The organism is Streptomyces sp. HSS9-12 (genome assembly GCF_054963655.1).
In genome coordinates this window covers 26,729-51,447 of sequence record NZ_JBUEGC010000048.1, presented here as the reverse complement: position 1 = coordinate 51,447, position 24,719 = coordinate 26,729, and the positions used below count along the sequence as shown (strand labels likewise).

Genomic DNA, 24,719 nt, shown 5'->3' with positions numbered 1-24,719 from the left:
GTTTTATGGAAAGCCCTGCTGGGAACTTCGGTTCCCGGCAGGGCTTTCTTATGTTGTGCTGTACGCCACTTGGTGTTCACATTGCGTGGGCACCATCCGTGTCATGGGACTGGGTCATCCTGCAGAGATGCTTCGGGGAGCGCTGACCGGCGCGGGGGTCGGCGCCGGCGACGAGGTGGTCGTGCCGTCGTACGCAACCGTCGACGTCGCTGACGCCGTGCGGAGGAGCGGTGGCATGCCGGTCTTCGTCGACATCGAGCCGGACAGCTTCTGTATCGACCCCGCCGCGGTCGAGTCAGCGTTGACGCCCCGCACGGCCGCCGTCGTGCCCGTACACCGCTTCGGGCACCGAGCGGACCTCATACGCATACGGAAACTCGCGGACCAGCACGGGCTGTTCGTGGCCGAGTACGAGGAATTCCGGACTTCGCCCTCCGAGACGGCGATACGTCAGGCCCACGCCGCGTATCTCACTCGGCGCCTCACAGACGTCGTCACCCCGCGCATAAAGCCGGGCTCCGCGCACCTCTTCCACCAGTACGTGGTGCGCGTGCCTGGGAATGGCCGGCCGGACCGGGACGCCTTCGCTCGGACCTTGCGGGCCAAGGGAGTTCGCTGCAGCGTGCCGGTACAGACTCCCGTACACCGGATGCCTCAGTTCCGGCGGGAGGTGTGGCTGCCGGAGACCGAGCGCGCCGCTGACGAGTGCCTTGCGCTGCCCATAGACGCCCGGATGACCAGGCGGGAGGTGCAGAGGGTGGCCTCAGTCTGCAACGCGCTCGGTGGTCTGCTGCAGCCCGCTTGAATTCCGCCAGGTGCCGGTGGTCAGGAGCGCATGCAAGTTCGGGTATGATCTATCGCGTTGCCGCGCCCCAATAGCTCAGTCGGCAGAGCGTCTCCATGGTAAGGAGAAGGTCTACGGTTCGATTCCGTATTGGGGCTCCACACACCGAGGCCCCCGGGATATAGCGGGGGCCTTTGGCGTATGTGGGCACGCAGCCCACAGCGTGCCCGGATCAGACGCCGTTCTCCTCGTTGTGCGGCTCCGGGACGCGCATGGCCAGGATCGCCATGTCGTCGGACGCCGGCTCCGCGGCGAAACGCTCCACGGCTCGCAGAATGCGCGCGGCGACCGCGCCGGCCGTCAGGCCCGTACACATCGTCAGCACGTCCATCAGACCGTCGTCGCCGAGCATGCGAGTGCCCTCCCGGCGCTCGGTCACGCCGTCGGTGACGCACAGCAGGACATCGCCGGGGTCGAGCGTCACCGTCTGCTCGTACAGCTCCAAGTCCTCCATCACACCGAGCAGCGGCTGAGGTTCGGCGGCCGGCTCAACGGTGCCGTCCTGCCGCAGGCGCAGGGGCAGCGGATGGCCCGCACAGACCACCTTGAGGACCGCGCTGCCGTCCTCCTGCGGCCACAGTTCGCCGTACAGCAGCGTGAGGAAGCGGCTGCGGGCGCCCTCGTCGAGGATCGCCGCGTTGAGCCGCTGCAGTACGGCCGGGCCGGAGAATCCCTCACGTGCCAGCAGGCGCAGGGCATGCCGGGCCAGGCCGGTCACCGCGGCGGCCTCCGGGCCGGTACCGCACACATCGCCGATCGCGAAGCCGTAGGCGCCGTCGCGGATCGGGAAGAGGTCGTAGAAGTCGCCGCCCACCTCGTTGCCTTCGCCCGCCGCGCGGTAGATGACCTCGACCTCGACGCCGGAGACCTCGGGAAGCTCGGGCGGAAGGAGGCTGCGCTGCAGGGACTGGCTGATGGCCGTGCGTTCCGAGTACAGCCGCGCATTGTCGAGGGCGAGTGCGGACCGCCGGGAAAGGTCCTCGGCCAGCTCCAGGATCTCCTGGCGGAAGTGCTCCTCGGCGGGCCTGCCAAGGCACAGCATGCCGATGACGCGGTTACGGGCCACCAGCGGCAGTACGACCGTCTCGCCGCCAACCGCCGAGGCGGTGGCCAGTGACGGGCCGGGGCCCACGGTGAGGTCGGCGGTGTCCTCGAGACCCAGGTCGCGCAGCGAGGAGCGGATCGCGGCCGAGTGCGCGGCGTCCCCGGGCGCGGCCCACACCCGGGCGCCCGGGGTGGGCACCGGGTCCGGCGGATCCAGCTTGGACAGCAGCGTCTTGAGCCCGTCGATGCGGTCCTCGTCCTCGTGCAGAACGTAGGACAGTTCGGGTTCGGAGGACGGGTCGGCGACGGTGTAGACGGCGCACCAGGTGGCGAGGGTCGGGACCGTCATCTGGGCCATGAGCGCCAGCGTCTGGTTGCGGTCGAGGGTGCCGGCGAGCAGATCGGACGCCTCGACGAGGAACGACAGGGAGCCGCGGCGCAGGCGCTCCAACTCGGTGAGGCGGGCGCGTTCGACGGCGAGCGCGATGCGGTCGGCGGCGAACTGCAGCCGCAGGGCCTCTTCGTTGGTGTAGCGGCCGGGGGCTTCGGCGGCGACACCGAGCGAGCCCGTGAGCCGGCCCTCGACCTTGAGCGGGACGGTGACCACCGAGCGCATGCCGGTGCCGGCCAGGAGCGGTACGGCGCCGGGGACGACGGTGAGGTCCTCGTGAACGGCGGGCATCCGGGCGGAGCCGTAGCGCCCCGTGCCGGCCTCGACCGGGACGCGTGCGAAGCGCTGGCGGGCCGAGGGCAGGCCGGTGGAGGCACGTACCTCCAGCTCGGTCTCGTCGTCCGTGGCGAGCAGCAGATACGCGGCGTCGCCGTCGAGCATGTCGCGGGCGCGCTCGACCGTGCGCTGCAGCAGCCCGTCGAGGTCGTCGGGGGCCGGGGAGCCGATGAACACCTCGAACGGATCCGCTGCCGGTCCCCGGCCCTCGCCGGTCGCCGTGGCGCTGTCACCCGACGACGCGCGCGGCGAGGATTGCAGCACTGCCCGTTCGTGGTCGCGGACCAGCAGGCAGACGGTGGACGGCTCGCCGTCGGCATCGCGGACGCGGAGGTGGGAGCCGTAGACGGGTACGACCCGGCCGTCCACGCTGCGGATGCCGTACGAGCCCTCCCAGCGGGACAGCTGCAGGGCCTCGGCGATGCCTGTGCCGGTGCCCGGGGTGTGCGGCCAGGCGGCGAGATCGGTGAAGGGCTTGCCGACGACCTGGTCCGCCGGGTAGCCGAAAATAACCTGAGCGTCGTCGCTCCAGGAGCTGATGGCTCCGCCGCGATCGATCTGCACGACGGCCACGCGCACCCGGGAGTCGGCGACGGGCAGAGCGTCGGTGGGGAGGGCGGGACCGGCGGAGCGGGTGCCGGCGGGCCGCTCGGCGAGGTCGAGATGGAACCAGACGCGTTTGTGGGTGGCGGTGTACTCCACGCCCCAGCGGTTGGCGAGCGCGCCGCACAGCAGCAGGCCGCGGCCGCCCTCCCGGTCAGGGGCGGCGATGTGGCAACTGCTCTTGTGCAGCGGGAGTTCACGCTCGGGATAGCGGTCGGCCACCTCGACGCGTACGCCGCTGTCCGAACGGAGACAGAGCACATCGGCGGCGGTGCCGGCGTGCACCACGGCGTTGGTGACCAGTTCGCTGGTGAGGACGACGGCGTCGTCGACGATGTCTGAGAAGCCCCAGCCCTGCAGCGTGTCCCGGACGAAGGCGCGGGCGGCGGCGACTGAGCGTCCGACCGGCTCGAATGTGCCCGCTGCACGCGCGGTGATCACTGAACTCCTCATCAAGGTCTCGTCGTCCCCCCGGGTACCTGCCCAACCGGTCCGTGCCGTCACACGCCCCGAGGGGCTGACGACAGCCGATGCCAGGTTAGACCGTGTGGTGGCGGACAGTGAGGGGCGGTGCGGCGTTGAGTTCCGTCCGACTCGGCCGCCACTGGCTGTGGCGCAACCTTCCACGTCCACGGGAGGCTGACCTCGGCAAGAACAGGTTGACAGCCACCCACGCCGCAATGGCATGTTCTTCAGGCAGCCGCTGCGGTGTCTCCGATTTGATTCGGTGCTCTGCCACCGTATCCACGGCATCGTGCCGTTGTGCGCTTTTGGGTTCACACGCCGACACGGGAAGGCTACGGCGAGTGAGTGTGAAGTGGCAGTCGAACAACGTATATCTGAGCCGCGACTGTTAGGCGGGGCCGCGAGCATCAGTGAAAGACTGGGAAGGCCTTCACAGAAGGCCCGGGTAGAACAGTCGACCCTGCGGGAGGGACACGGTGGAGTCTGGCGCAGCGGCGCGGGGCGCAAGCACGCGCGCGAAGGGCGGCCGATCCCGTAGCAACGGGACGACTGAAGTGGATACGGCGGCGCTGAACCGATTGCTCTCCGCGCTGGTGGCCATGCGGGACGGGAACTTCCGCAAGCGGCTCACGGTGTCGGGCGAAGGCGTGATGTCCGAGATCGCCGCGGTGTTCAACGAGGTTGCCGACCGTAACCTGCACCTGACGGGTGAGCTCGCGCGGGTCCGCCGGGTGGTCGGCCGCGAGGGCAAGCTGACCGAGCGGCTCGAGACGGGCGCCTGCGAAGGCTCCTGGGCGGCCGCGATCGACGCGTCCAACGCGCTCGTCGACGATCTCGTACGGCCCGTGTCCGAGGTGGGCCGGGTGCTGTCGGCGGTCGCCGAGGGTGACCTCGAGCAGCGGATGGATCTGCGGGCGCTTGGCGCTGACGGATCCGCCCACCCGCTGCGGGGTGAGTTCCTGAAGGTGGGCCGTACGGTCAACGGGCTTGTCGATCAACTGTCGGCGTTCACCGATGAAGTGACCCGGGTGGCCAGCGAAGTCGGCACCGAGGGCAAGCTCGGCGGTCAGGCCAAAGTCCGTGGAATGTCTGGTTCTTGGAAGGATCTGACAGATTCCGTCAACACCATGGCGTACCGGCTGACCGCGCAGGTCCGGGACATCGCGCTGGTGACGACCGCGGTCGCCAAGGGGGATCTGTCCCGCAAGGTCACCGTCCATGTGGCCGGCGAGATGCTGGAGCTGAAGAACACCGTCAACACGATGGTGGACCAGCTCTCCTCGTTCTCCTCCGAGGTGACCCGAGTCGCGCGGGAAGTGGGCACCGAGGGCGAGCTGGGCGGCCAGGCGAAGGTGCCGGGCGTTGCCGGCGTATGGAAGGACCTCACCGACTCCGTCAACCTCATGGCGGGCAATCTGACCGCTCAGGTGCGGGGGATCGCTCAGGTGACGACGGCGGTCGCCAACGGCGACCTGTCGCAGAAGGTCACGGTGAGCGCGCGCGGCGAGGTCGCGCAGCTCGCCGACACCATCAACACGATGACGGAGACGCTGCGCACCTTCGCGGACGAGGTGACACGGGTCGCCAACGAGGTCGGCGCGGAGGGTCTGCTCGGCGGTCAGGCGCAGGTGCCGGGTGCGGCGGGTACGTGGAAGGACCTGACGGACTCGGTGAACACCGCGTTCCGTAACCTCACCGCGCAGGTCCGGGACATTGCGCAGGTGACGACGGCGGTGGCGAATGGTGATCTGTCGCAGAAGGTCACCGTGGATGTCTCCGGCGAGATGCTCGAGCTGAAGAACACCGTGAACACGATGGTGGACCAGCTGTCCGCCTTCGGTGCCGAAGTGACCCGTGTGGCGCGGGAGATCGGCGTGGAGGGTGAGCTCGGCGGTCAGGCGCAGGTGCCGGGTGCGGCGGGCACCTGGAAGGACCTGACGGACTCGGTGAACACGGCCTTCCGCAACCTCACCGGGCAGGTGCGCAACATCGCGCAGGTGACGACGGCGGTGGCGAATGGTGATCTGTCGCAGAAGGTCACCGTGGATGTCTCCGGCGAGATGCTCCAGCTGAAGAACACCGTGAACACCATGGTGGACCAGCTGTCGTCGTTCGCCGACCAGGTGACGCGCATGGCGCGTGACGTGGGTACGGAGGGCCGGCTGGGCGGTCAGGCGCGGGTGGACGGTGTGTCCGGCACCTGGAAGGACCTCACCGACTCCGTCAACTTCATGGCCGGGAACCTCACCTCGCAGGTGCGGCAGATCGCGCAGGTGACGACCGCTGTGGCGCGCGGTGACCTGTCGCAGAAGATCGAGGTCGACGCCCGCGGCGAGATCCTGGAGCTGAAGAACACCATCAACACGATGGTCGACCAGCTCTCGGCATTCGCCGAGCAAGTGACCAGAGTCGCCCGCGAGGTGGGCACGGAAGGCCGATTGGGCGGTCAGGCGCAGGTGCCCGGCGTCGCCGGTGTGTGGCGCGATCTGACCGACTCCGTGAACGGCATGGCGAGCAACCTCACCGCCCAGGTCCGTAACATCGCGCAGGTCGCGACGGCGGTGGCGCGCGGTGACCTGTCGCAGAAGATCGACGTGGATGCGCGCGGCGAGATTCTGGAGCTGAAGAACACCCTCAACACCATGGTGGACCAGCTCTCCTCCTTCGCCGACCAGGTGACGAGAGTGGCCCGCGAGGTGGGCACCGAGGGCATGCTCGGCGGTCAGGCGGAGGTGCAGGGCGTCTCCGGCACCTGGAAGGACCTCACCCAGTCCGTCAACTTCATGGCGAACAACCTCACCTCGCAGGTGCGCAACATCGCCGAAGTGACGACCGCGGTCGCCCAGGGCGACCTGTCGAAGAAGATCACGGTCGATGCGAAGGGCGAGATCCTCGCACTCGTCACCACCGTGAACACCATGGTCGACCAGCTGTCCTCGTTCGCCGAGCAGGTTACGCGGGTGGCCCGCGAGGTGGGTACGGAAGGCCAGCTGGGCGGTCAGGCGCGAGTGCCTGACGTCTCGGGCATCTGGAAGGACCTGACCGACAACGTCAACCTGATGGCGTCGAACCTGACCACACAGGTGCGCAACATCGCCCAGGTCTCGACCGCCGTCGCCAACGGCGATCTGACGAAGAAGGTGACGGTCGAGGCGCGTGGTGAGGTCGCACAACTCGCCGACACCGTCAACACGATGGTGACGACGCTGTCGTCCTTCGCGGACGAGGTGACCCGAGTCGCCCGCGAGGTGGGCACCGAGGGCATCCTCGGCGGTCAGGCGCGCGTACCGGGCGTGTCCGGCACGTGGAAGGACCTCACCGAGTCCGTGAACTCGATGGCCTCCAACCTGACCGGCCAGGTGCGCAACATCGCGATGGTCACCACCGCGGTCGCCAAGGGTGATCTGACGAAGAAGATCGACGTGGACGCCCGCGGCGAGATCCTCGAGCTGAAGACCACCATCAACACGATGGTGGATCAGCTGTCCTCCTTCGCCGAGCAGGTGACCCGGGTGGCCCGCGAGGTGGGCACCGAGGGCATCCTGGGCGGCCAGGCGCGCGTACGTGACGTGGCCGGTACCTGGCAGGACCTCACCGAGTCGGTGAACGAGATGGCGGGCAACCTGACCCGCCAGGTGCGCGCGATCGCGGCGGTCGCCGCCGCCGTGACCCGCGGCGACCTCAACCTCAAGATCGACGTGGATGCCGCGGGCGAGATCCTGGAACTCCAGGACAACATCAACACGATGATCGCCACCCTGCGCGAGACCACGCTCGCCAACAAGGAACAGGACTGGCTCAAGGGCAACCTCGCCCGTATCTCCGGTCTGATGCAGGGCCGCCGCGACCTCCAGGACGTCGCCCGCCTGATCATGAGCGAGCTGACCCCGGTGGTCTCCGCACAGCACGGCGCGTTCTTCCTGGCGACGCCGACCGGCGACAGCACGGACGTCGGCGCCTCCCCCGAGGACGGGTCCTTCGAGCTGCGCCTGACGGGCTCGTACGGCTACTCGCGCAGCTCGATGCCCACGACCTTCCGGCCGGGTGAGTCGCTGATCGGCACCGCCGCGGAGGAGAAGCGCACGATCCTGGTGGACAACGTGCCGCCCGGCTATCTGAAGATCTCCTCCGGCCTCGGCGAGGCGCCCCCGGCCCATGTGATCGTCCTTCCCGTGCTGTTCGAGGCCAAGGTCCTCGGTGTGATCGAGCTGGCCTCCTTCCAGCCCTTTACGCAAATCCAGAAGGACTTCCTCAACCAGATCGCCGAGATGATCGCGACGAGCGTCAACACCATCAGCGTCAACACCAAGACCGAGGTGCTGCTCAAGCAGTCGCAGGAGCTGACCGAGCAGCTGCGCGAGCGCTCGGCAGAGCTGGAGAACCGGCAGAAGGCCCTCCAGGCGTCCAACGCCGAACTGGAGGAGAAGGCCGAGCTCCTCGCCCGGCAGAATCGTGACATCGAGGTGAAGAACACCGAGATCGAGGAGGCCCGGCAGGTCCTGGAGGAGCGCGCCGAGCAACTCGCCGTCTCCATGCGCTACAAGTCCGAGTTCCTGGCCAACATGTCGCACGAGCTGCGCACCCCGCTCAACTCGCTGCTCATCCTGGCCAAGCTGCTCGCCGACAATGCCGACGGCAACCTCTCCCCGAAGCAGGTGGAGTTCGCCGAGACCATCCACGGCGCGGGCTCGGACCTGCTGCAGCTGATCAACGACATCCTGGACCTGTCGAAGGTCGAGGCGGGCAAGATGGACGTCAGCCCGACCCGTATCGCGCTGGTTCAGCTCGTGGACTACGTCGAGGCGACGTTCCGGCCGCTCACCGCGGAGAAGGGCCTGGACTTCTCCGTGCGGGTCTCGCCGGAGCTGCCCGCCACTCTGCACACCGACGAGCAGCGGCTGCTGCAGGTGCTGCGCAACCTGCTGTCGAACGCGGTGAAGTTCACCGACAGCGGTGCCGTGGAGCTGGTCATCCGGCCGGCTGGGCACGATGTGCCGAACGCCATCCGGGAGCAGCTGCTGGAGCACGGCTCGCTCAGCGACCCCGACGCCGAGATGATCGCCTTCTCGGTCACTGACACCGGCATCGGCATCGCGGCCAGCAAGATGCGGGTGATCTTCGAGGCGTTCAAGCAGGCCGACGGCACGACCAGCCGGAAGTACGGCGGTACGGGTCTGGGACTGTCCATCAGCCGGGAGATCGCCCGGCTGCTGGGCGGGGAGATCCACGCGGCCAGCGAGCCCGGCCGCGGCTCCACGTTCACCCTGTACCTGCCGCTGAACCCCGGAGAGCTGCCGCCGCAGGGCTACCCGCAGTTGACCGCCGGCGGTCCCGTACGCGCGCTCGCGCTCACTGCCGAGCAGGCCCTGACCATGCCGGAGCCCGCCGCCGAGGAGCCGGTCGACGAGCCGGCGCCGCGGAGCGGGGCCGGGGCGCTGGGGCGCCGCCGCAGGCCCTCTCGGGCGGTGGAGCAGCGGCCCGCGGCGCCCGGCCGGGGTGGCGGCGCCGACCGCGCGGAGGGCTCTGAGGACGTGTGGCTCGGTACCGGCCAGGACCTGGTGGAGCGTGGCTTCGAGGGCGGGTTCCACGGCGAGAAGGTGCTGATTGTCGATGACGACATCCGTAACGTCTTCGCGCTCACCAGCGTGCTGGAGCAGCACGGGCTGTCGGTGCTGTACGCCGAGAACGGCCGCGAGGGCATCGAAGTCCTGGAGCAGCACGAGGATGTGGCGGTCGTTCTGATGGACATCATGATGCCCGAGATGGACGGTTACGCGACAACGGCGGCGATTCGCCGGATGCCGCAGTTCGCCGGACTGCCCATCATCGCCCTTACCGCCAAGGCGATGAAGGGCGATCGGGAGAAGAGCATCGAGTCCGGCGCTTCCGACTACGTCACCAAGCCGGTCGATACCGACCATCTGCTGCAGGTCATGGCGGAATGGATGCGGCGGGTCGCCGAGTGAGGGGCGGACGGAAATAGTGCGTGTGGAAGCGTGCTCTCCGGGGAAGCATCGGGGGAACCTTCTGGTCCCTGACCGCGTTTCCGGTACGTGCACAGTGACATCGCGGTGACAGGGTGTGGCGACAGGTGGGGTGCGGCTACCATGACCGGCACAAGGACGGACGGCGCAAGGGAGTCGTCCCCTGGGGCGGCGCCCGGTGCTTCCCCCGGCGCATCAAGCTGGGGTGACCCAAAGCCGGGACGAGGAGGACGGGGCATGGTGCAGAAGGCCAAGATCCTCCTGGTCGATGACCGGCCGGAGAATCTGCTGGCGTTGGAGGCCATTCTCTCCGCGCTCGATCAGACGCTGGTGCGGGCATCGTCAGGGGAGGAAGCGCTCAAGGCGCTGCTGACGGATGACTTCGCGGTCATCCTGCTGGATGTCCAGATGCCGGGCATGGATGGCTTTGAGACCGCCGCGCACATCAAGCGGCGCGAGCGCACCCGTGATATCCCGATCATCTTCCTCACGGCCATCAACCATGGACCGCACCACACCTTCCGCGGCTATGCGGCGGGCGCGGTGGACTACATCTCCAAGCCGTTCGACCCATGGGTGCTGCGCGCGAAGGTCTCCGTCTTCGTCGAGCTCTACATGAAGAACTGCCAGCTGCGTGAGCAGGCGGGGCTGCTGCGGCTGCAGTTGGAGTCCGGCCAGGCGGTGCCGGGCGCGGCGAAGGAGTCCGCCGGGGTGCTGGCGGAGCTGTCGGCGCGGCTCGCCGCGGTGGAGGAGCAGGCCGAGGCGCTGTCCAAGCAGCTGAACGAGTCGGGGGACGCGGCCGCCGTGGCCACGGCGGCGCATCTGGAGCGCAAACTCACCGGGCTGCGGCGGGCGCTGGACGCGCTGGAGCCGGGTACGGACTCCGGTTCCTGAACCGGCTCCGGGAACCAGCCCCGGGCCGACCGGTACGCACCAGGTTGACGCGACGTCACCATGGCCCGCATGAGCGCGACACGAAAGGGTTAACGGGTGGGCACAGCTGTCCCGTACGGCCCACGCGGGTAACCTCGGCACCATGGCCTCACGTACGTCCGGCAAGGGTTCCCAGGGCACGGCGGGCACCTCGAAACCGCGCGCCGGCCGTAGCGGGAGCGCCGCGAAGAAGGCGCCCGCCAAGAAGGCGCCCGCGAAGAAGGCTCCGGCCAAGAAGACGTCCGCGCGGAAGGCGGCTGCCAAGAAGGCCGCCGCCAGGCCCGCGCCGTCCCCGACCGGGGGTATCTACCGCCTCACCCGCGCCGTGTGGCTCGGCCTCGCGCACACGGTCGGTGCCATGCTCCGTGGCATAGGGCGCGGTGCGAAGGGCCTCGACCCGGCCCACCGCAAGGACGGGCTCGCGCTGCTTCTGCTCGGCATCATGCTGGTGGTCGCGGCCGGCACCTGGTCCAATCTGCGCGGCCCCGTCGGCGACCTCGTCGAGCTGCTGGTGACGGGGGCGTTCGGCCGCCTCGATCTGCTGGTGCCGCTCCTCGTAGGCGCCATCGCCGTACGGCTCATCCGCCACCCGGAGAAGCCGGAGGCGAACGGACGGATCGTCATCGGGCTTTCCGCGCTGGTGATCGGAGTCCTCGGCCAGGTGCATCTGGCGTGCGGCGCACCCGGCCGTGGTGAGGGCATCGAGGCGATCAAGGATGCGGGCGGGCTGATCGGCTGGGCCGTCTCCAGGCCGCTGCTGTTCACGGTCGGCGAGGTGCTGGCCGTACCGCTGCTGGTCCTCCTCACGATCTTCGGGCTGCTGGTGGTCACCGCGACCCCGGTCAACGCGATCCCGCAGCGGCTGCGGCTGCTGTGGTCCAAGCTCGGGCTGGTGGACGACTCGGCGGCTCCCGGGGATACGGGCGGGCAGGGCGAGGAGTACGCGGACGACTGGCGCGAGGGGTCTGCCCGCCGCCCGCGGAGCGGTACCGAGGCCGCCGACGGCCTCGACCCGGACCGGGCCGAGGAGCAGGCGCTCGCCCGGCGACGCCGTACGCGTCGGACCTCCGTTCCCTCGTCGGCGTCTGTGGAACCGGTGCCGGACCGGCCGATGGACGCCGTGGACGTGGCGGCGGCCGCTGCCGCGGCGCTGGACGGCGCCGTCCTGCACGGCGTACAGCCTTCCCCGCTCGTGGCGGGGCTCAGCCATGGGATCTCTGCCGCGGAGCGGTCGGGCGCCGTGGCCACAGCGCGCGGCGCGCGGACGGACACCGCGGCCGACGCGGGGACGGCCAAGGCCCCCACATCGGAAGCCAAGGCCGCCGAGCCTCCCGGCGCAGGTGCGCCCGTGCCCGATCTGACCAAGGCCGCGCCGGAGCCCGGATCTGTGCTGCCGCCGCGTGCCGAGCAGTTGCAGCTGGCCGGAGACATCACCTACGCGCTGCCCTCGCTCGACCTTCTGGAGCGCGGCGGCCCGGGCAGGACGCGCAGTGCCGCGAACGACGCCGTGGTGAACTCACTGACCACCGTCTTCTCCGAGTTCAAGGTCGACGCCCGCGTCACCGGCTTCACCCGGGGCCCGACGGTCACCCGGTACGAGGTCGAGCTCGGCCCGGCGGTCAAGGTCGAGCGGATCACCGCCCTCACCAAGAACATCGCCTACGCCGTCGCCAGCCCGGACGTCCGCATCATCAGCCCGATCCCGGGCAAGTCAGCGGTCGGCATCGAGATCCCCAACAGCGACCGCGAGATGGTGAATCTTGGCGATGTGCTGCGGTCGGCAGACTCCGTGGGTGACGACCATCCGATGCTCGTGGCGCTCGGCAAGGACGTCGAGGGCGGCTATGTCACGGCGAATCTGGCGAGGATGCCGCATGTGCTGGTGGCCGGCGCGACCGGCTCTGGAAAGTCCTCCTGCATCAACTGCCTGATCACCTCGGTGATGGTGCGCGCCACGCCGGACGACGTCCGGATGGTGCTGGTAGACCCCAAACGCGTCGAACTCACCGCATACGAGGGCATTCCACATCTCGTCACACCAATCATCACCAACCCCAAGCGTGCCGCCGAGGCCCTGCAGTGGGTCGTCCGCGAAATGGACCTGCGCTACGACGATCTGGCGGCGTACGGCTTCCGGCACATCGACGACTTCAACGCTGCGGTGCGCAGCGGCAAGGTGAGCGCACCCGAGGGCAGCGAGCGCGAGCTGTCCCCGTACCCGTATCTGCTGGTGATCGTTGACGAGCTGGCCGATCTGATGATGGTCGCGCCGCGCGATGTGGAGGACGCCATCGTCCGGATCACCCAGCTCGCGCGGGCCGCGGGCATCCACCTGGTGCTGGCGACGCAGCGGCCCAGCGTCGATGTCGTCACCGGTCTGATCAAGGCGAACGTGCCGTCCCGGCTTGCCTTCGCCACCTCCTCGCTCGCCGACAGCCGGGTCATCCTCGACCAGCCCGGCGCCGAGAAGCTGATCGGCAAGGGCGACGGCCTCTTCCTGCCGATGGGGGCCAGCAAACCGACCCGGATGCAGGGCGCCTTCGTCACCGAGGTCGAGGTCGAGGCGGTCGTCGAGCACTGCAAGAACCAGATGGCGCCGGTCTTTCGCGACGACGTCACCGTGGGGACGGCGAAGAAGAAGGAGATCGACGAGGAGATCGGCGACGATCTGGACCTGCTGTGCCAGGCGGCGGAGCTGGTGGTCTCGACCCAGTTCGGCTCCACCTCGATGCTGCAGCGCAAGTTGCGGGTCGGCTTCGCCAAGGCGGGCCGGCTGATGGATCTCATGGAGTCGCGCGGAGTGGTCGGCCCGAGCGAGGGGTCGAAAGCACGCGACGTCCTCGTAAAGCCGGATGAATTGGACGGAGTGCTCGCCGTGATCAGGGGGGAGACTCACCCGTAAGGGCCAACTGTTGAGAGGTAGAGGGCAACCGTTTCCGCTGTTGCCACGTCAAGTTGAATGAGGCGACAGGTGGGTAGGCGACCATCGGACGGTGTGACCGTCCCGATGGCGTACAAACCTCGTCCTCCCGGTTGCCCCACCCTTTCGCAGGACCCCTAGACTGAACATCCAGCAGGTGGCTACACGCTCGAAAGGCGCCCCCGTGTCCATCGGCAACTCCCCCGAAGACGACCGGCCTTCCGTCGAAGACGTCCCCGTTCACGATGACCGACCTTCGGTCGGTCAGGCCCTCAGGCAGGCCCGTATCGACGCCGGACTGACCGTTGAGGAGGTCAGTTCCACTACACGGGTGCGTGTCCCCCTCGTGCGGGGGATCGAGGACGATGACTTCACGCGCTGCGGCGGCGATGTCTATGCCCGGGGCCACATCCGAACGCTGGCGCGCGCTGTCGGGCTGGACCCCTCCGCGCTGGTCGAGCAGTACGACGCCGAGCACGGCGGGCGGCCCGAGCCCACGCCGGTCGCGCCGCTCTTCGAGGCGGAGCGGGTGCGGGCCGAACCGATCCGCCCGAACTGGACCGCCGCGATGGTCGCCGCGATCGTCGCCGTCATCGGATTCGTCGGCTTCACGCTCTTCAGCGGCAACGACAACGGCGGTCACGAGGCCGCGGCGGACGGCTCGGGCGCGTCGGCGAAGCCCAGCCCGACGAAGAGCTCCAGCAAGCCCGCCCCGCCGAAGCCCGAACCGACCGACAGCGCCATCGCCGCAGTACCGGCGGACAAGGTCACCGTGAAGCTCACCGCGGACGACGGAGCGAGCTGGATCTCGGCGAAGGACCACAGCGGCCGGCTGCTGTACGAAGGCGTGCTCAAGCAGAGCGATTCCAAGACCTTCACCGACGAGAAGCGGATCGATCTGGTGCTGGGCAACGCGGCGGCTGTCCAGCTGTACGTCAACGGCAAGGAGATCCACGACCGGGGCGGAGCCGGGCAGGTGCAGCGGCTGAGCTACACCAAGGGCGATCCTGAGGCGGGCTGACACGCCGGCCCTGGGGCACCTTGGGGAGGTAGCCAGAAGGTAGCCGGCGAAGGGCAGGAGAGAACCCTGGCAGCGAAGATCGCGGCCGGGACAAAGTAGTCTGAGCTCATGCCCGAACGCCGTACCGTCGCTCTTGTCACTCTTGGCTGCGCCCGTAACGAGGTGGACTCGGAGGAGCTCGCAGGCCGTCTGGCGGCGGATGGCTGGGATCTCGTCCCGGACGCCGCCGACGCGGATGTTGCCGTCGTCAACACCTGCGGCTTCGTCGAGGCCGCGAAGAAGGACTCCGTCGACGCCCTCCTCGAGGCCAACGATCTCAAGGGACAGGGCCGCACCCAGGCCGTCGTCGCCGTCGGCTGCATGGCGGAGCGGTACGGCAAGGAACTCGCGGACGCCCTGCCCGAGGCGGACGGCGTGCTCGGCTTCGACGACTACGCCAACATCTCCGACCGCCTGCAGACGATCCTCTCCGGGGGCGTGCACGCTCCGCACACGCCGCGTGACCGGCGCAAGCTGCTGCCGATCAGCCCGGTGCAGCGGCAGGGAGCGGCCGTCGCCCTGCCCGGCCACGGTGACCTCCCCCAGGGGCCGGAAGACCTGCCCGAGGGCGTGGCCCCGGCCTCCGGGCCGCGGGCGCCGCTGCGCCGCCGCCTGGACTCCAGTCCGGTGGCCTCGGTGAAGCTCGCCTCGGGCTGCGACCGGCGCTGCTCGTTCTGCGCCATCCCGTCCTTCCGCGGCTCGTTCATCTCCCGCCGCCCCTCGGATGTGCTCACCGAGACGCGCTGGCTCGCCGAGCAGGGTGTCAAGGAGGTCATGCTGGTCTCCGAGAACAACACCTCGTACGGCAAGGACCTCGGCGACATCCGGCTGCTGGAGACGCTGCTGCCGGAGCTGGCGGCGGTCGACGGCATCGAGCGGATCCGGGTCAGCTACCTCCAGCCCGCCGAGATGCGCCCCGGCCTGATCGACGTGCTGACGTCGACGCCGAAGGTGGCGCCGTACTTCGACCTGTCCTTCCAGCACTCGGCGCCGGGCGTGCTGCGCGCGATGCGCCGCTTCGGCGACACCGACCGCTTTCTGGAACTGCTCGACCAGGTCCGGTCCAAGGCGCCGGAGGCGGGCGTGCGATCGAACTTCATCGTCGGCTTCCCCGGCGAGACCGAGGAGGACCTCGCCGAGTTGGAACGCTTCCTGAGCCATGCGCGGCTGGACGCCATCGGCGTCTTCGGATACTCCGACGAGGAGGGCACGGAGGCGGCGACCTACGAGAACAAGCTGGATGAGGACGTCGTCGCCGAGCGGCTGGCGTACATCTCGCAGCTGGCGGAGGAGCTGACCGCGCAGCGCGCCGAGGAGCGGCTGGGCGAGACCGTCCATGTGCTCGTCGAGTCGGTCGACGATGACGAGGACGGTGCGGTCGGGCGCGGCGCGCACCAGGCGCCGGAGACCGACGGGCAGACCATCCTCACGGCCCGGGAGGGGCTCACCCCCGGGCGGATGGTCGAGGCCAAGGTGGTGGCGACGGAAGGCGTGGACCTGGTCGCCGAGCCGTTGGCCGGCGTGGCGTGTTGTGAGGAGGCGGGCGGATGAACGGGGCCCCCGCGTCCGCGGCGGGCGGTGCCGGACGGGTGCCCGCGCGCGGCGGCAGGATCTCGGCGCCGGCTGCCCAGCAGGCCGGGCTGTGGAACATCGCCAACATCCTCACCATGCTGCGGCTGTTCCTTGTGCCCGCGTTTGTCCTGCTGATGCTGCACAATGGCGGGTACGACCCGGCATGGCGGGCGTTCGCCTTCTCGGCGTTCGCGATCGCCATGATCACCGACCTGTTCGACGGGCATCTGGCCCGCCGGTACAACCTGGTCACCGACTTCGGGAAGATCGCCGACCCGATCGCCGACAAGGCGATCATGGGAGCCGCGCTGATCTGTCTGTCCGCCCTGGGCGACCTGCCCTGGTGGGTGACGGGCGTGATCCTTTTCCGGGAGATCGGCATCACGCTGATGCGGTTCTGGGTGATCAAGCATGGCGTCATCCCGGCCAGCCGCGGTGGCAAGATGAAGACGCTCGCGCAGGGCGCGGCGGTCGGGATGTATATCCTGGCGCTGACCGGGCCGTTGGCCAGTCTGCGGTTCTGGGTCATGGCGGTCGCCGTGGTGCTGACCGTGGCGACGGGCCTGGACTACGTACGGCAGGCCGTCACCCTGCGCAGGGCCGGCCTGGCCGTGGAGCGGGAGCAGCGGCGTGCGGCAGCTGGGGGCGCGGGGCGATGACCGGCGCACGGGCCGCCCAGGTGCTGGAGCAGCTCGTCGCGCGTGGCCAGACGCTCGCCGTCGCCGAGTCGCTCACGGGCGGGCTGGTGTCCGCGGAGCTGACCGGTGTGCCGGGGGCCTCCCGGGTCTTCCAGGGCTCGGTGACGGCGTACGCGACCGAGGTGAAGCGCGCCGTGCTGGGCGTGGACGGCGCCCTGCTCGCCGAACGCGGGGCGGTCGACACCGAGGTCGCGCGGCAGATGGCCGAGGGCGTACGGCGGCTGCTGGGAGCCGACTGGGGCGCCGCGACCACCGGGGTCGCCGGGCCCGAAGCGCAGGACGGACAGCCGGTCGGCACGGTCCATGTGGCCGTCGCAGGGCCTGGCGGCCGCAACGCGACGCGCGAGCTGAGGCTCGATGGAGACAGAGCGGGTATCCGTAAGAAAAGCGTCGAGGAGGCGCTCGGACTGCTTCTGGGGGAACTGATCGAAAATGAGCGGGCACAGGATACGGAACAACACGGGGGGATTTGATGTTTGCAGCCCTGAGTGAACACATCATCGCTCCCCGCACGGCCGCGGCCCAAGGCGGTACGGTGGGGCGAGAAGGATCGGGATCCGAGGTCCTAGGAGGGAGCCACCGATGATTCTGCTCCGTCGCCTGCTGGGTGACGTGCTGCGTCGGCAGCGCCAGCGCCAGGGCCGAACCCTGCGCGAAGTCTCCTCGTCGGCGCGGGTCTCCCTCGGCTATCTCTCGGAGGTCGAGAGAGGGCAGAAGGAGGCATCCTCCGAGCTGCTCTCCGCGATCTGTGACGCGTTGGACGTGCGGATGTCCGAGGTCATGCGTGAGGTGAGCGACGAGCTGTCGCTCGCCGAGCTGGCGCAGTCGGCCGCGGCGAGCGAGCCGGTACCCGCACCGATGCGGCCGATGTTCAATTCGGTCTCGGTGACGTCCGTGACAGGTGTCCCGGAGGAGCGCGTGATCAAGGCGCCTGCGGAGGCCGTGGACGTCGTCGCAGCCTGACAGTCAGCCCAGCCGGAACAGCATTCCGTCGAGCCCCGGTCGGCACCGCCGACCGGGGCTCGGGCGTCTCTGCCCTGGAATTCGTCCGCATGCCTGGTGCTGGAGGGGTGTGCGATGGTGGAGAAGGACTGTTCGGACGAAGAGGAGGAATGGGATGTCTGTGGTGAAGAGCCCGCTCTCCGATGAGGACCGCCGGACCGTTGTTGACACACTGCAGGGCGCGTTGGTGGACCTGATCGACCTCTCCTTGGTGGCGAAGCAGGTGCACTGGAACATAGTCGGTCCGCGCTTCCGCCCCATCCACCTCCAGCTCGACGAGCTTGTCGCCACCGCGCGCGCGTACTCGGACACGGTGGCCGAGCGGGCTTCGGCGCTGGGCGTCCCTCCGGACGGGCGGGCCGAGACTGTGGCGAAGAGCAGCGGGGTCGACCACGTCAAGGACGGATGGATCAAGGACACCGACGCCGTGCAGAGCATGGTCGCCGCACTGGACGGCGTGATCGCGCGGATGCGCGAGCGCATCAAGGCGACGGAGGAGCCCGACCTGGTCTCGCAGGACATCTTCCTCGGGCTCACGCATGACCTCGAGAAGCACCGGTGGATGTTCGCGGCCGAGAACGTGTCGGCGTAGGGGCCTGACCGGTTCTGCGGGCGGTGGAGCGCGGCGTGTGCCAGTCACGGCGGGCGCTCGTCGCGCTTCTGTACGCCCTCCCGCGGCGTGATTGCGTCCGTCTAGCGTCGGCCGGAGGAGGCAGCCATGGCGTGGCGTGACGTCTGGGGCCATCGGAGGGTTCGCTGGGCCGTCACTACGGCTCTCGGCGGGGTGTGGTGGGGAGCCGTACTGCGGCTGGCGCTGGAGCCCGCACACTCCGGTCCGGTGGAGGTGGCCGTGGCCGCCGGTGGCTGGGGGCTGAGCCTGCTGCCCGTGCACTGCGTTCCGCGGTCGGCCACGAGACCCGGGAGGCACACCGGGGCCGGTGAGGCGGGCAGGAGTGACGGGCCGTGGTGGCGTGCCGCGGCCGCCAGGGCCTGGTGGCGCGCCACGACCGCGACGACCACGGCATCGCGACTCCGCCGGTCGGGAGGGGATTCCGGCCCGCTGTGAACGATGAAGTGCCCGATCTGTGACGGGTCGTCAATGACGGGTGCTGTCGGCAGCCGTAACGGCTATGAGCCCTCAGGGGCCGGGCCACGTTGGCAGTTCGGGCACCAGAAGGTGGTGCGCTCCTGGCCCGCGGTTCCCTGGTCGGCGACGCGTACGGCCGCGCCACAGCGCAGACAGGACCTGCCGGCCCGGCCGTACACCCACAGCCGGCGGTCGGGGCGGGCGTGGGCCGTGGTGATCCGGGCGGTGCGGGACTTGTTGGCCTCCAGGAGCCGCTTGGCCAGGGCCACCAGGCGCTCCGGAGACGGCACCTCGCCCAACGGCAGCCAGGGGGTGGAGCGGAGCAGGAAACACAGCTCGGACTTGTACACATTGCCGAGGCCGGCCAGGTTGCGCTGGTCGAGCAGCGCCTCACCGAGGGGGCGCGACGGATCTGCCAGCAGTCGGCGCAGTGCCTCGTCCGGGTCCCAGTCCGGGCCGAGCGGATCGGGGCCGAGATGGCCCACGACGGTGGACTCGTCCGCGGTGCGCAGGAGGTCCAGAACGGGGAGGCGGTAGCCGACGGCGGCCCGGGTCTGAGTCGCCAGCACGGCACGGATCTGGTGCTCCGGCCCGCCGCGCCAGCGCTCGCCCGCGGCGTAGAGGTACCAGGCGCCGTCCATCCGCAGATGGGAGTGAAGGGTCAGGCCGCCTTCGATACGGGTCAGCAGATGCTTGCCACGGGGGACGACCTGGACGACCCGACGACCGGACAGATCGACGGTGGCCAGTTTGGGCACGCGCAGATCAGAGCGGACGAGGACCTTGTCCGAGAGGGCCTCGTGCAGCTTCTGGGCGGTCCGCCAGACGGTGTCTCCTTCGGGCATGCAGCCATGATGCAGCCCGGCGCCGCTCCAAGGACGGTCGCTTTCTCGCCGCAGACCGGGAAAGTCTTCGGCCGTGGCTTCCGCCTCAGAGCGGGCGCAGGCGCAGTCCCCGGGGGGTCGGGTGGAAGCCCGCAGCCTCCAGGGCGCGGCCTATGGGCGACGACAGGGCGGGAGAGCCGTTGGCGCGCTCCACGGTGACGGTGCCCAGCGCCCCGTCTCGGGCGGCGTGCGCCAGCGCCTCGGCCGCCAGGTGCAGCCGGGCGTCGGCCTCCGGGGCGTCGGCGTCGGGCCCCGGCCAGGCCAGCAGAGACTTGCCGCCCCGCTCCACATAGAGCACGAGGTCGCCGTCGACCAGCACGACCAGCGCACCCGCCTTGCGGCCCGGCTTGTGGCCGGCTCCGGTCGGCGGCTCCGGCCACGGCAGCGCCGCGCCGTACGCATTGGCCGGATCGGCGGCGGCCAGGACAGTGGCCCTGCCGTTGGCCGCCCGGTCTCCCCGGCCTCCGGCCCATCCGCCACCGGGGGCGTACGGGCCTTCCGGGCTCTCCGCCGCCTGGCGGTCGCGAGCGGTGGCCACCGCCCGCAGGCGGTCGACGGCCCCGTCCATCGCGAACTGTGCGGCGCCCAGCCCCTCCACGACATAGCCACGGCGGGCCTGCCCGCTGTCCTCGAAGGCGGACAGAACGCGGTACGCGGCTGCGAAGCCGCCCTCCACGCCCTCGGCGGCGACCGCGCCACGTGTGACCACGCCATGCCGGTCCAGAAGCGTATGAGCCAGCGCGTGCGCGCGGTGGGTGGGATCGGTCTCCCGCTCCGTGAGCAGCGACCAGCGGCCCGCGACGGTCGGCGGGCCGGACCGGGAGGCGGTGCCGCGGACCGTACGGGGGGCGAGGCTCGTGAACGATCCGTAGCGGCCGCGGGGGACGGAGCGCTTTGCCCGGTGGGCCGTGGCGCCCGCGGTACGGCCGGAGCCCAGCAGAGAGCGGAGCGGGGCCAGGGTGTCGTTGGTGAGCCGGCCGGACCAGGCCAGATCCCATATGATCTCGGCCAGTTGCTGGTCGGTGACGCCGGGATCCGTGGCGCGGACCTGGTCGGCGATCTGGCGGAAGAACAGGCCGTAACCGCCGGAGAGCGCGTCGAGCACCGCCTGGTGCAGCGGGCCGATCTCGAGCGGGTGGGGCGGGGGCAGCAGCAGGGGTGCGCTGTCGGCGAGCAGCAGTGACACCCAGCCGTCCTTGCCGGGCAGGGCTCCGGCGCCGCACCACACGACCTCTCCGGCGGCGGTCAGCTCGTCGAGCATCGCGGGGGAGTAGTCGGCGACCCGGGACGGCAGCACCAGCTTTTCCAGCGCCGAGGCCGGAACGGCGGCGCCCTGCAATTGCTCGATGGCGCGCACCAGCCCGTCGATGCCGCGCAGGCTGCGGGTGCCCACGTGCTGCCACTGGGGGAGGAAGGAGGCGAGCGCCGCGGGCGGCACCGGCTCCATTTCCTCCCGGAGCGCCGCCAGGGAGCGGCGCCGCAGTCGGCGCAACACGCCGCTGTCGCACCACTCCTGGCCGATGCCGGCCGGATGGAACTCGCCCTGAACGACCCGGCCCGCGGCGGCGAGGCGGTGCAGGGCCCCGTCCGTGACGGCCGTTCCCAGCCCGAAGCGCTCGGCGGCTTCCGCGGAGGTGAACGGGCCGTGCGTGCGGGCATAGCGGGCCAGCAGGTCGCCGAGAGGATCCTTGACCGGTTCGGTGAACGCCTCGGGCACGCCAACCGGCAGTGCCGTGCCCAGCGCGTCCCTGAGCCGGCCGGCGTCCTCCACGGCCGCCCAGTGGCCGGCTCCGGCGATCCGCACCCGGATGGCGCGGCGGGCGTCCGCCAGCTCCCGCAGCCATGACGCTTCGGCCCCGCGTTCGGCCAGCTCGGCGTCGGTGAGCGGGCCGAGGACGCGGAGCGCGTCGGCGACCCCTTCGCGGTCCTTGACGCGGCGGTCCTCGGTCAGCCACTGCAGCTCGCGCTCCAGCCCGGCCAGCACCTCGGCGTCGAGCAGCTCGCGCAGCTCGGCCTGGCCCAGCAGCTCGGCCAGCAGACGGGAGTCCAGCGACAAGGCGGCGGCGCGGCGTTCGGCGAGCGGGGAGTCGCCCTCGTACAGGTACTGCGCGACATAGCCGAACAGGAGGGAGCGCGCGAACGGGGACGGCTCGGGGGTGGTGACTTCGACGAGCCGGACCCGGCGGGCCTCGATGTCGCCCATCAGCTCCCGCAGCCCAGGGACGTCGAAGACGTCCTGGAGGCATTCGCGGACGGCTTCGAGGACGATCGGGAACGAGCCGAACTCGCTCGCGACCTGCAGCAGTTGCGCGGCGCGCTGTCTTTGCTGCCACAGCGGGGTGCGCTTGCCCGGGTTACGGCGAGGGAGCAGCAGGGCGCGCGCGGCGCACTCCCGGAAGCGGGAGGCGAACAGGGCGGATCCGCCGACCTGGTCGGTGACGATCTGTTCGATCTCGCCCTGGTCGAAGGCGACATCGGCGGCACCGACCGGGGACTGCTCGGTGTCGTACTCCGTGCCGCGCCGCGCCGGGTCGGAGTCCATATCGAGCAGGTCGAGGCCCATCAGGTCGGCGTCGGGCAGCCGCAGCACGATGCCGTCGTCGGCGTGCATCACCTGCGCGTCCATGCCGTAACGCTCGGAGAGCCGGGAGCCGAGCGCGAGCGCCCACGGGGCGTGCACCTGGGCGCCGAACGGCGAGTGCACCACCACCCGCCAGTCGCCGAGCTCGTCCCGGAACCGCTCCACGACGATCGTCCGGTCGTCGGGGACATGCCCGCACGCCTGGCGCTGCTCGGCCAGATACGCGAGCACGTTGTCCGCGGCCCAGGCGTCCAGCCCCGCCGCGAGCAGCCGCAGCCGGGCGTCGTCGGGAGCCAGGCCGCCGATCTCGCGCAGGAACGCGCCCACCGCGCGGCCCAGTTCCAGCGGGCGACCCAGCTGGTCGCCCTTCCAGAACGGCAGCCGGCCCGGCACCCCGGGGGCGGGGGAGACCAGCACCCGGTCGCGGGTGATGTCCTCGATCCGCCAGCTGGTCGTGCCCAGCGTGAACACATCGCCCACCCGGGACTCGTAGACCATCTCCTCGTCCAGCTCCCCGACCCGGCCCCCGCCCTTCTTGGGGTCGGACCCGGCGAGGAAGACCCCGAACAGGCCGCGGTCCGGGATCGTGCCGCCCGAGGTCACCGCCAGACGCTGCGCCCCCGGCCGGCCGGAGACCGTGCCCGCCACCCGGTCCCACACCACGCGCGGCCGCAGCTCGGCGAAAGCGTCCGACGGATAGCGGCCCGCGAGCATGTCCAGGACCGCGGTGTACGCCGACTCCGGCAGCGACGCGAACGGGGCCGCCCGCCGCACCACCGCCAGCAACTCGTCCACGTCCCAGCTGTCCATCGCCGTCATCGCCACGAGCTGCTGGGCCAGAACGTCCAGTGGGTTGGCCGGGATGCGCAGCGCCTCAATGGCCCCGACGCGCATCCGCTCGGTCACCACGGCCGCCTGTACCAGATCGCCCCGGTACTTGGGGAAGACCACACCGGTCGAAACCGCGCCCACCTGGTGGCCCGCGCGGCCGACCCGCTGCAGTCCGGAGGCGACCGAGGGCGGCGACTCGACCTGCACGACCAGGTCGACCGCGCCCATGTCGATGCCCAGCTCCAGGCTGGAGGTGGCGACGACGGCGGGCAGCCGGCCCGCCTTCAAGTCCTCCTCGACCAGCGCGCGCTGCTCCTTGGACACCGATCCGTGGTGCGCCCGGGCGAGCACCGGCGGCGCTCCCTTGGCCGCGCCCGCCTCGGCCATGATCTCGGCCGGAGAGTGGTGCTCGGGCAGGGGCTCGCCCACGGCCCGCTCGTACGCGATCTCGTTGAGCCGGTTGCACAGCCGCTCGGCGAGGCGGCGGGAGTTGGCGAAGACGATCGTGGAGCGATGCCCCTCCACCAGATCCGCGATCCGCTCCTCCACATGCGGCCAGATCGAGGGCTTCTCACCGTTTCCCCCGGACTCCGGGTCCGAGGCCGGGGAGCCGCCCAGCTCGCCCATGTCCTCCACCGGAACGACCACCGACAGGTCGAACTCCTTGGCGGACGGCGGCTGCACGATCGTCACCCGGCGCTGGGGCGAGAGAAAGCGCGCGACTTCCTCGACGGGCCGTACGGTCGCCGACAGCCCGATCCGCCGCGCCGGGCGGTCGTGGCGGAGCCGCGCAGATTCAGCACAGCGGAGCTGATCCAGCCGCTCCAGCGATACGGCCAGGTGCGCGCCGCGCTTGGTGCCCGCGACGGCGTGCACCTCGTCCAGGATGACCGTCTCCACGCCGCTCAGGGCGTCCCGCGCCGAGGAGGTGAGCATCAGGAACAGCGACTCGGGGGTGGTGATCAGGATGTCCGGCGGACGGTTGGCGATCGAGCGGCGCTCGGCGGCCGGGGTGTCGCCGGAGCGGATGGCCACCCGCACCTCCGGCTCGGGCAGGCCGAGGCGCACGGCCTCGTGCCGGATCCCCGTCAGGGGGCTGCGCAGGTTGCGCTCCACGTCCACCGCCAGGGCCTTGAGCGGTGAGACGTACAGCACACGGCAGCGCTTCTTCGGCTCGGCAGGCGGCGGCACGCTCGCCAGCCGGTCCAGGGCCGCGAGGAACGCGGCAAGCGTCTTGCCCGAGCCGGTCGGGGCGACGACCAGCACGTCCGAACCCTCGTTGATCGCCCGCCAGGCGCCCGCCTGCGCGGCGGTGGGCGCGCTGAAGGCCCCCGTGAACCAGGCGCGTGTCGCGGGGGAGAAGGTGTCGAGGGCCGAGATCGGGTCGTCTGTGTCTTTCATCGTGCCCTCCATCGTGCACCCCGCCACCGACAATCGACCGGCCTCGCAGGTCACAGGCCCTTTCGGCGAGGATCCGGGGCTCA

Annotated in this window: 13 protein-coding genes and 1 tRNA gene; 11 read left to right on the top strand and 3 right to left on the bottom strand. The window is 70.4% G+C overall.

Annotated elements, in window-relative coordinates:
* Positions 1-127 precede the first annotated feature (127 nt).
* Both ACY34J_RS22940 and ACY34J_RS22935 read left to right on the top strand, forming a co-directional pair.
* Entirely contained in the window at positions 128-805 is a 678-nt protein-coding gene (locus tag ACY34J_RS22940) for a DegT/DnrJ/EryC1/StrS family aminotransferase (protein ID WP_462728496.1), read from the top strand.
* 64 nt (positions 806-869) lie between these two features.
* Positions 870-945, top strand: a tRNA-Thr gene (locus ACY34J_RS22935).
* 71 nt (positions 946-1,016) lie between these two features.
* On the opposite strand, the gene ACY34J_RS22930 is transcribed toward ACY34J_RS22935, so the two are convergent.
* Positions 1,017-3,659, bottom strand: coding sequence for a SpoIIE family protein phosphatase (locus tag ACY34J_RS22930; protein WP_462728495.1), 2,643 nt, complete (start codon positions 3,657-3,659; stop codon positions 1,017-1,019).
* A gap of 500 nt (positions 3,660-4,159) precedes the next feature.
* On the opposite strand from ACY34J_RS22930, the gene ACY34J_RS22925 reads away from it, so the two are divergent.
* The 9 genes from ACY34J_RS22925 (at position 4,160) to ACY34J_RS22885 (ending at position 18,444) form a co-directional block, all read left to right on the top strand.
* The gene (locus ACY34J_RS22925) at positions 4,160-9,649 is read left to right on the top strand and encodes a HAMP domain-containing protein (RefSeq protein WP_462728494.1); all 5,490 of its coding nucleotides are present in this window, start codon (positions 4,160-4,162) and stop codon (positions 9,647-9,649) included.
* A 255-nt stretch (positions 9,650-9,904) separates the two neighbouring features.
* Complete coding sequence (locus tag ACY34J_RS22920) at positions 9,905-10,561, top strand: response regulator (RefSeq protein ID WP_462728493.1); 657 nt, start codon at positions 9,905-9,907, stop codon at positions 10,559-10,561.
* A 142-nt stretch (positions 10,562-10,703) separates the two neighbouring features.
* Positions 10,704-13,502, top strand: coding sequence for a DNA translocase FtsK (locus tag ACY34J_RS22915; protein ID WP_462728492.1), 2,799 nt, complete (start codon positions 10,704-10,706; stop codon positions 13,500-13,502).
* A 202-nt stretch (positions 13,503-13,704) separates the two neighbouring features.
* Positions 13,705-14,541 carry a helix-turn-helix domain-containing protein gene (locus tag ACY34J_RS22910; RefSeq protein ID WP_462728491.1) on the top strand — a complete coding sequence of 279 codons (837 nt, stop codon included), beginning with the start codon at positions 13,705-13,707 and terminating at the stop codon, positions 14,539-14,541.
* 108 nt (positions 14,542-14,649) lie between these two features.
* Positions 14,650-16,131, top strand: a complete 1,482-nt coding sequence (gene rimO, locus ACY34J_RS22905; protein WP_462728490.1) for a 30S ribosomal protein S12 methylthiotransferase RimO — start codon at positions 14,650-14,652, stop codon at positions 16,129-16,131.
* Positions 16,128-16,811, top strand: coding sequence for a CDP-diacylglycerol--glycerol-3-phosphate 3-phosphatidyltransferase (pgsA, locus tag ACY34J_RS22900; protein ID WP_462728489.1), 684 nt, complete (start codon positions 16,128-16,130; stop codon positions 16,809-16,811). The genes rimO and pgsA overlap by 4 nt, the downstream gene beginning before the upstream one ends.
* Positions 16,808-17,323 (top strand): CinA family protein, encoded by a 516-nt coding sequence (locus tag ACY34J_RS22895; RefSeq protein WP_462728488.1) that lies wholly within the window; start codon positions 16,808-16,810, stop codon positions 17,321-17,323. Before pgsA ends, ACY34J_RS22895 begins: the two co-directional genes overlap by 4 nt.
* Positions 17,324-17,432: 109 nt before the next feature.
* Complete coding sequence (locus ACY34J_RS22890; protein ID WP_462728487.1) at positions 17,433-17,813, top strand: helix-turn-helix domain-containing protein; 381 nt, start codon at positions 17,433-17,435, stop codon at positions 17,811-17,813.
* 154 nt (positions 17,814-17,967) lie between these two features.
* Positions 17,968-18,444, top strand: a complete 477-nt coding sequence (locus ACY34J_RS22885; RefSeq protein ID WP_462728486.1) for a Dps family protein — start codon at positions 17,968-17,970, stop codon at positions 18,442-18,444.
* 536 nt (positions 18,445-18,980) lie between these two features.
* On the opposite strand, the gene ACY34J_RS22880 is transcribed toward ACY34J_RS22885, so the two are convergent.
* Together ACY34J_RS22880 and ACY34J_RS22875 are read right to left on the bottom strand one after the other, a co-directional pair.
* A complete protein-coding gene (locus tag ACY34J_RS22880; protein WP_462728484.1) occupies positions 18,981-19,784 on the bottom strand; it encodes a DNA-formamidopyrimidine glycosylase family protein in 804 nt (267 codons plus the stop codon).
* 85 nt (positions 19,785-19,869) lie between these two features.
* On the bottom strand, positions 19,870-24,636 hold the full coding sequence (locus ACY34J_RS22875) for an ATP-dependent helicase (protein WP_462728483.1): 4,767 nt from the start codon (positions 24,634-24,636) through the stop codon (positions 19,870-19,872).
* Positions 24,637-24,719 lie beyond the last annotated feature (83 nt).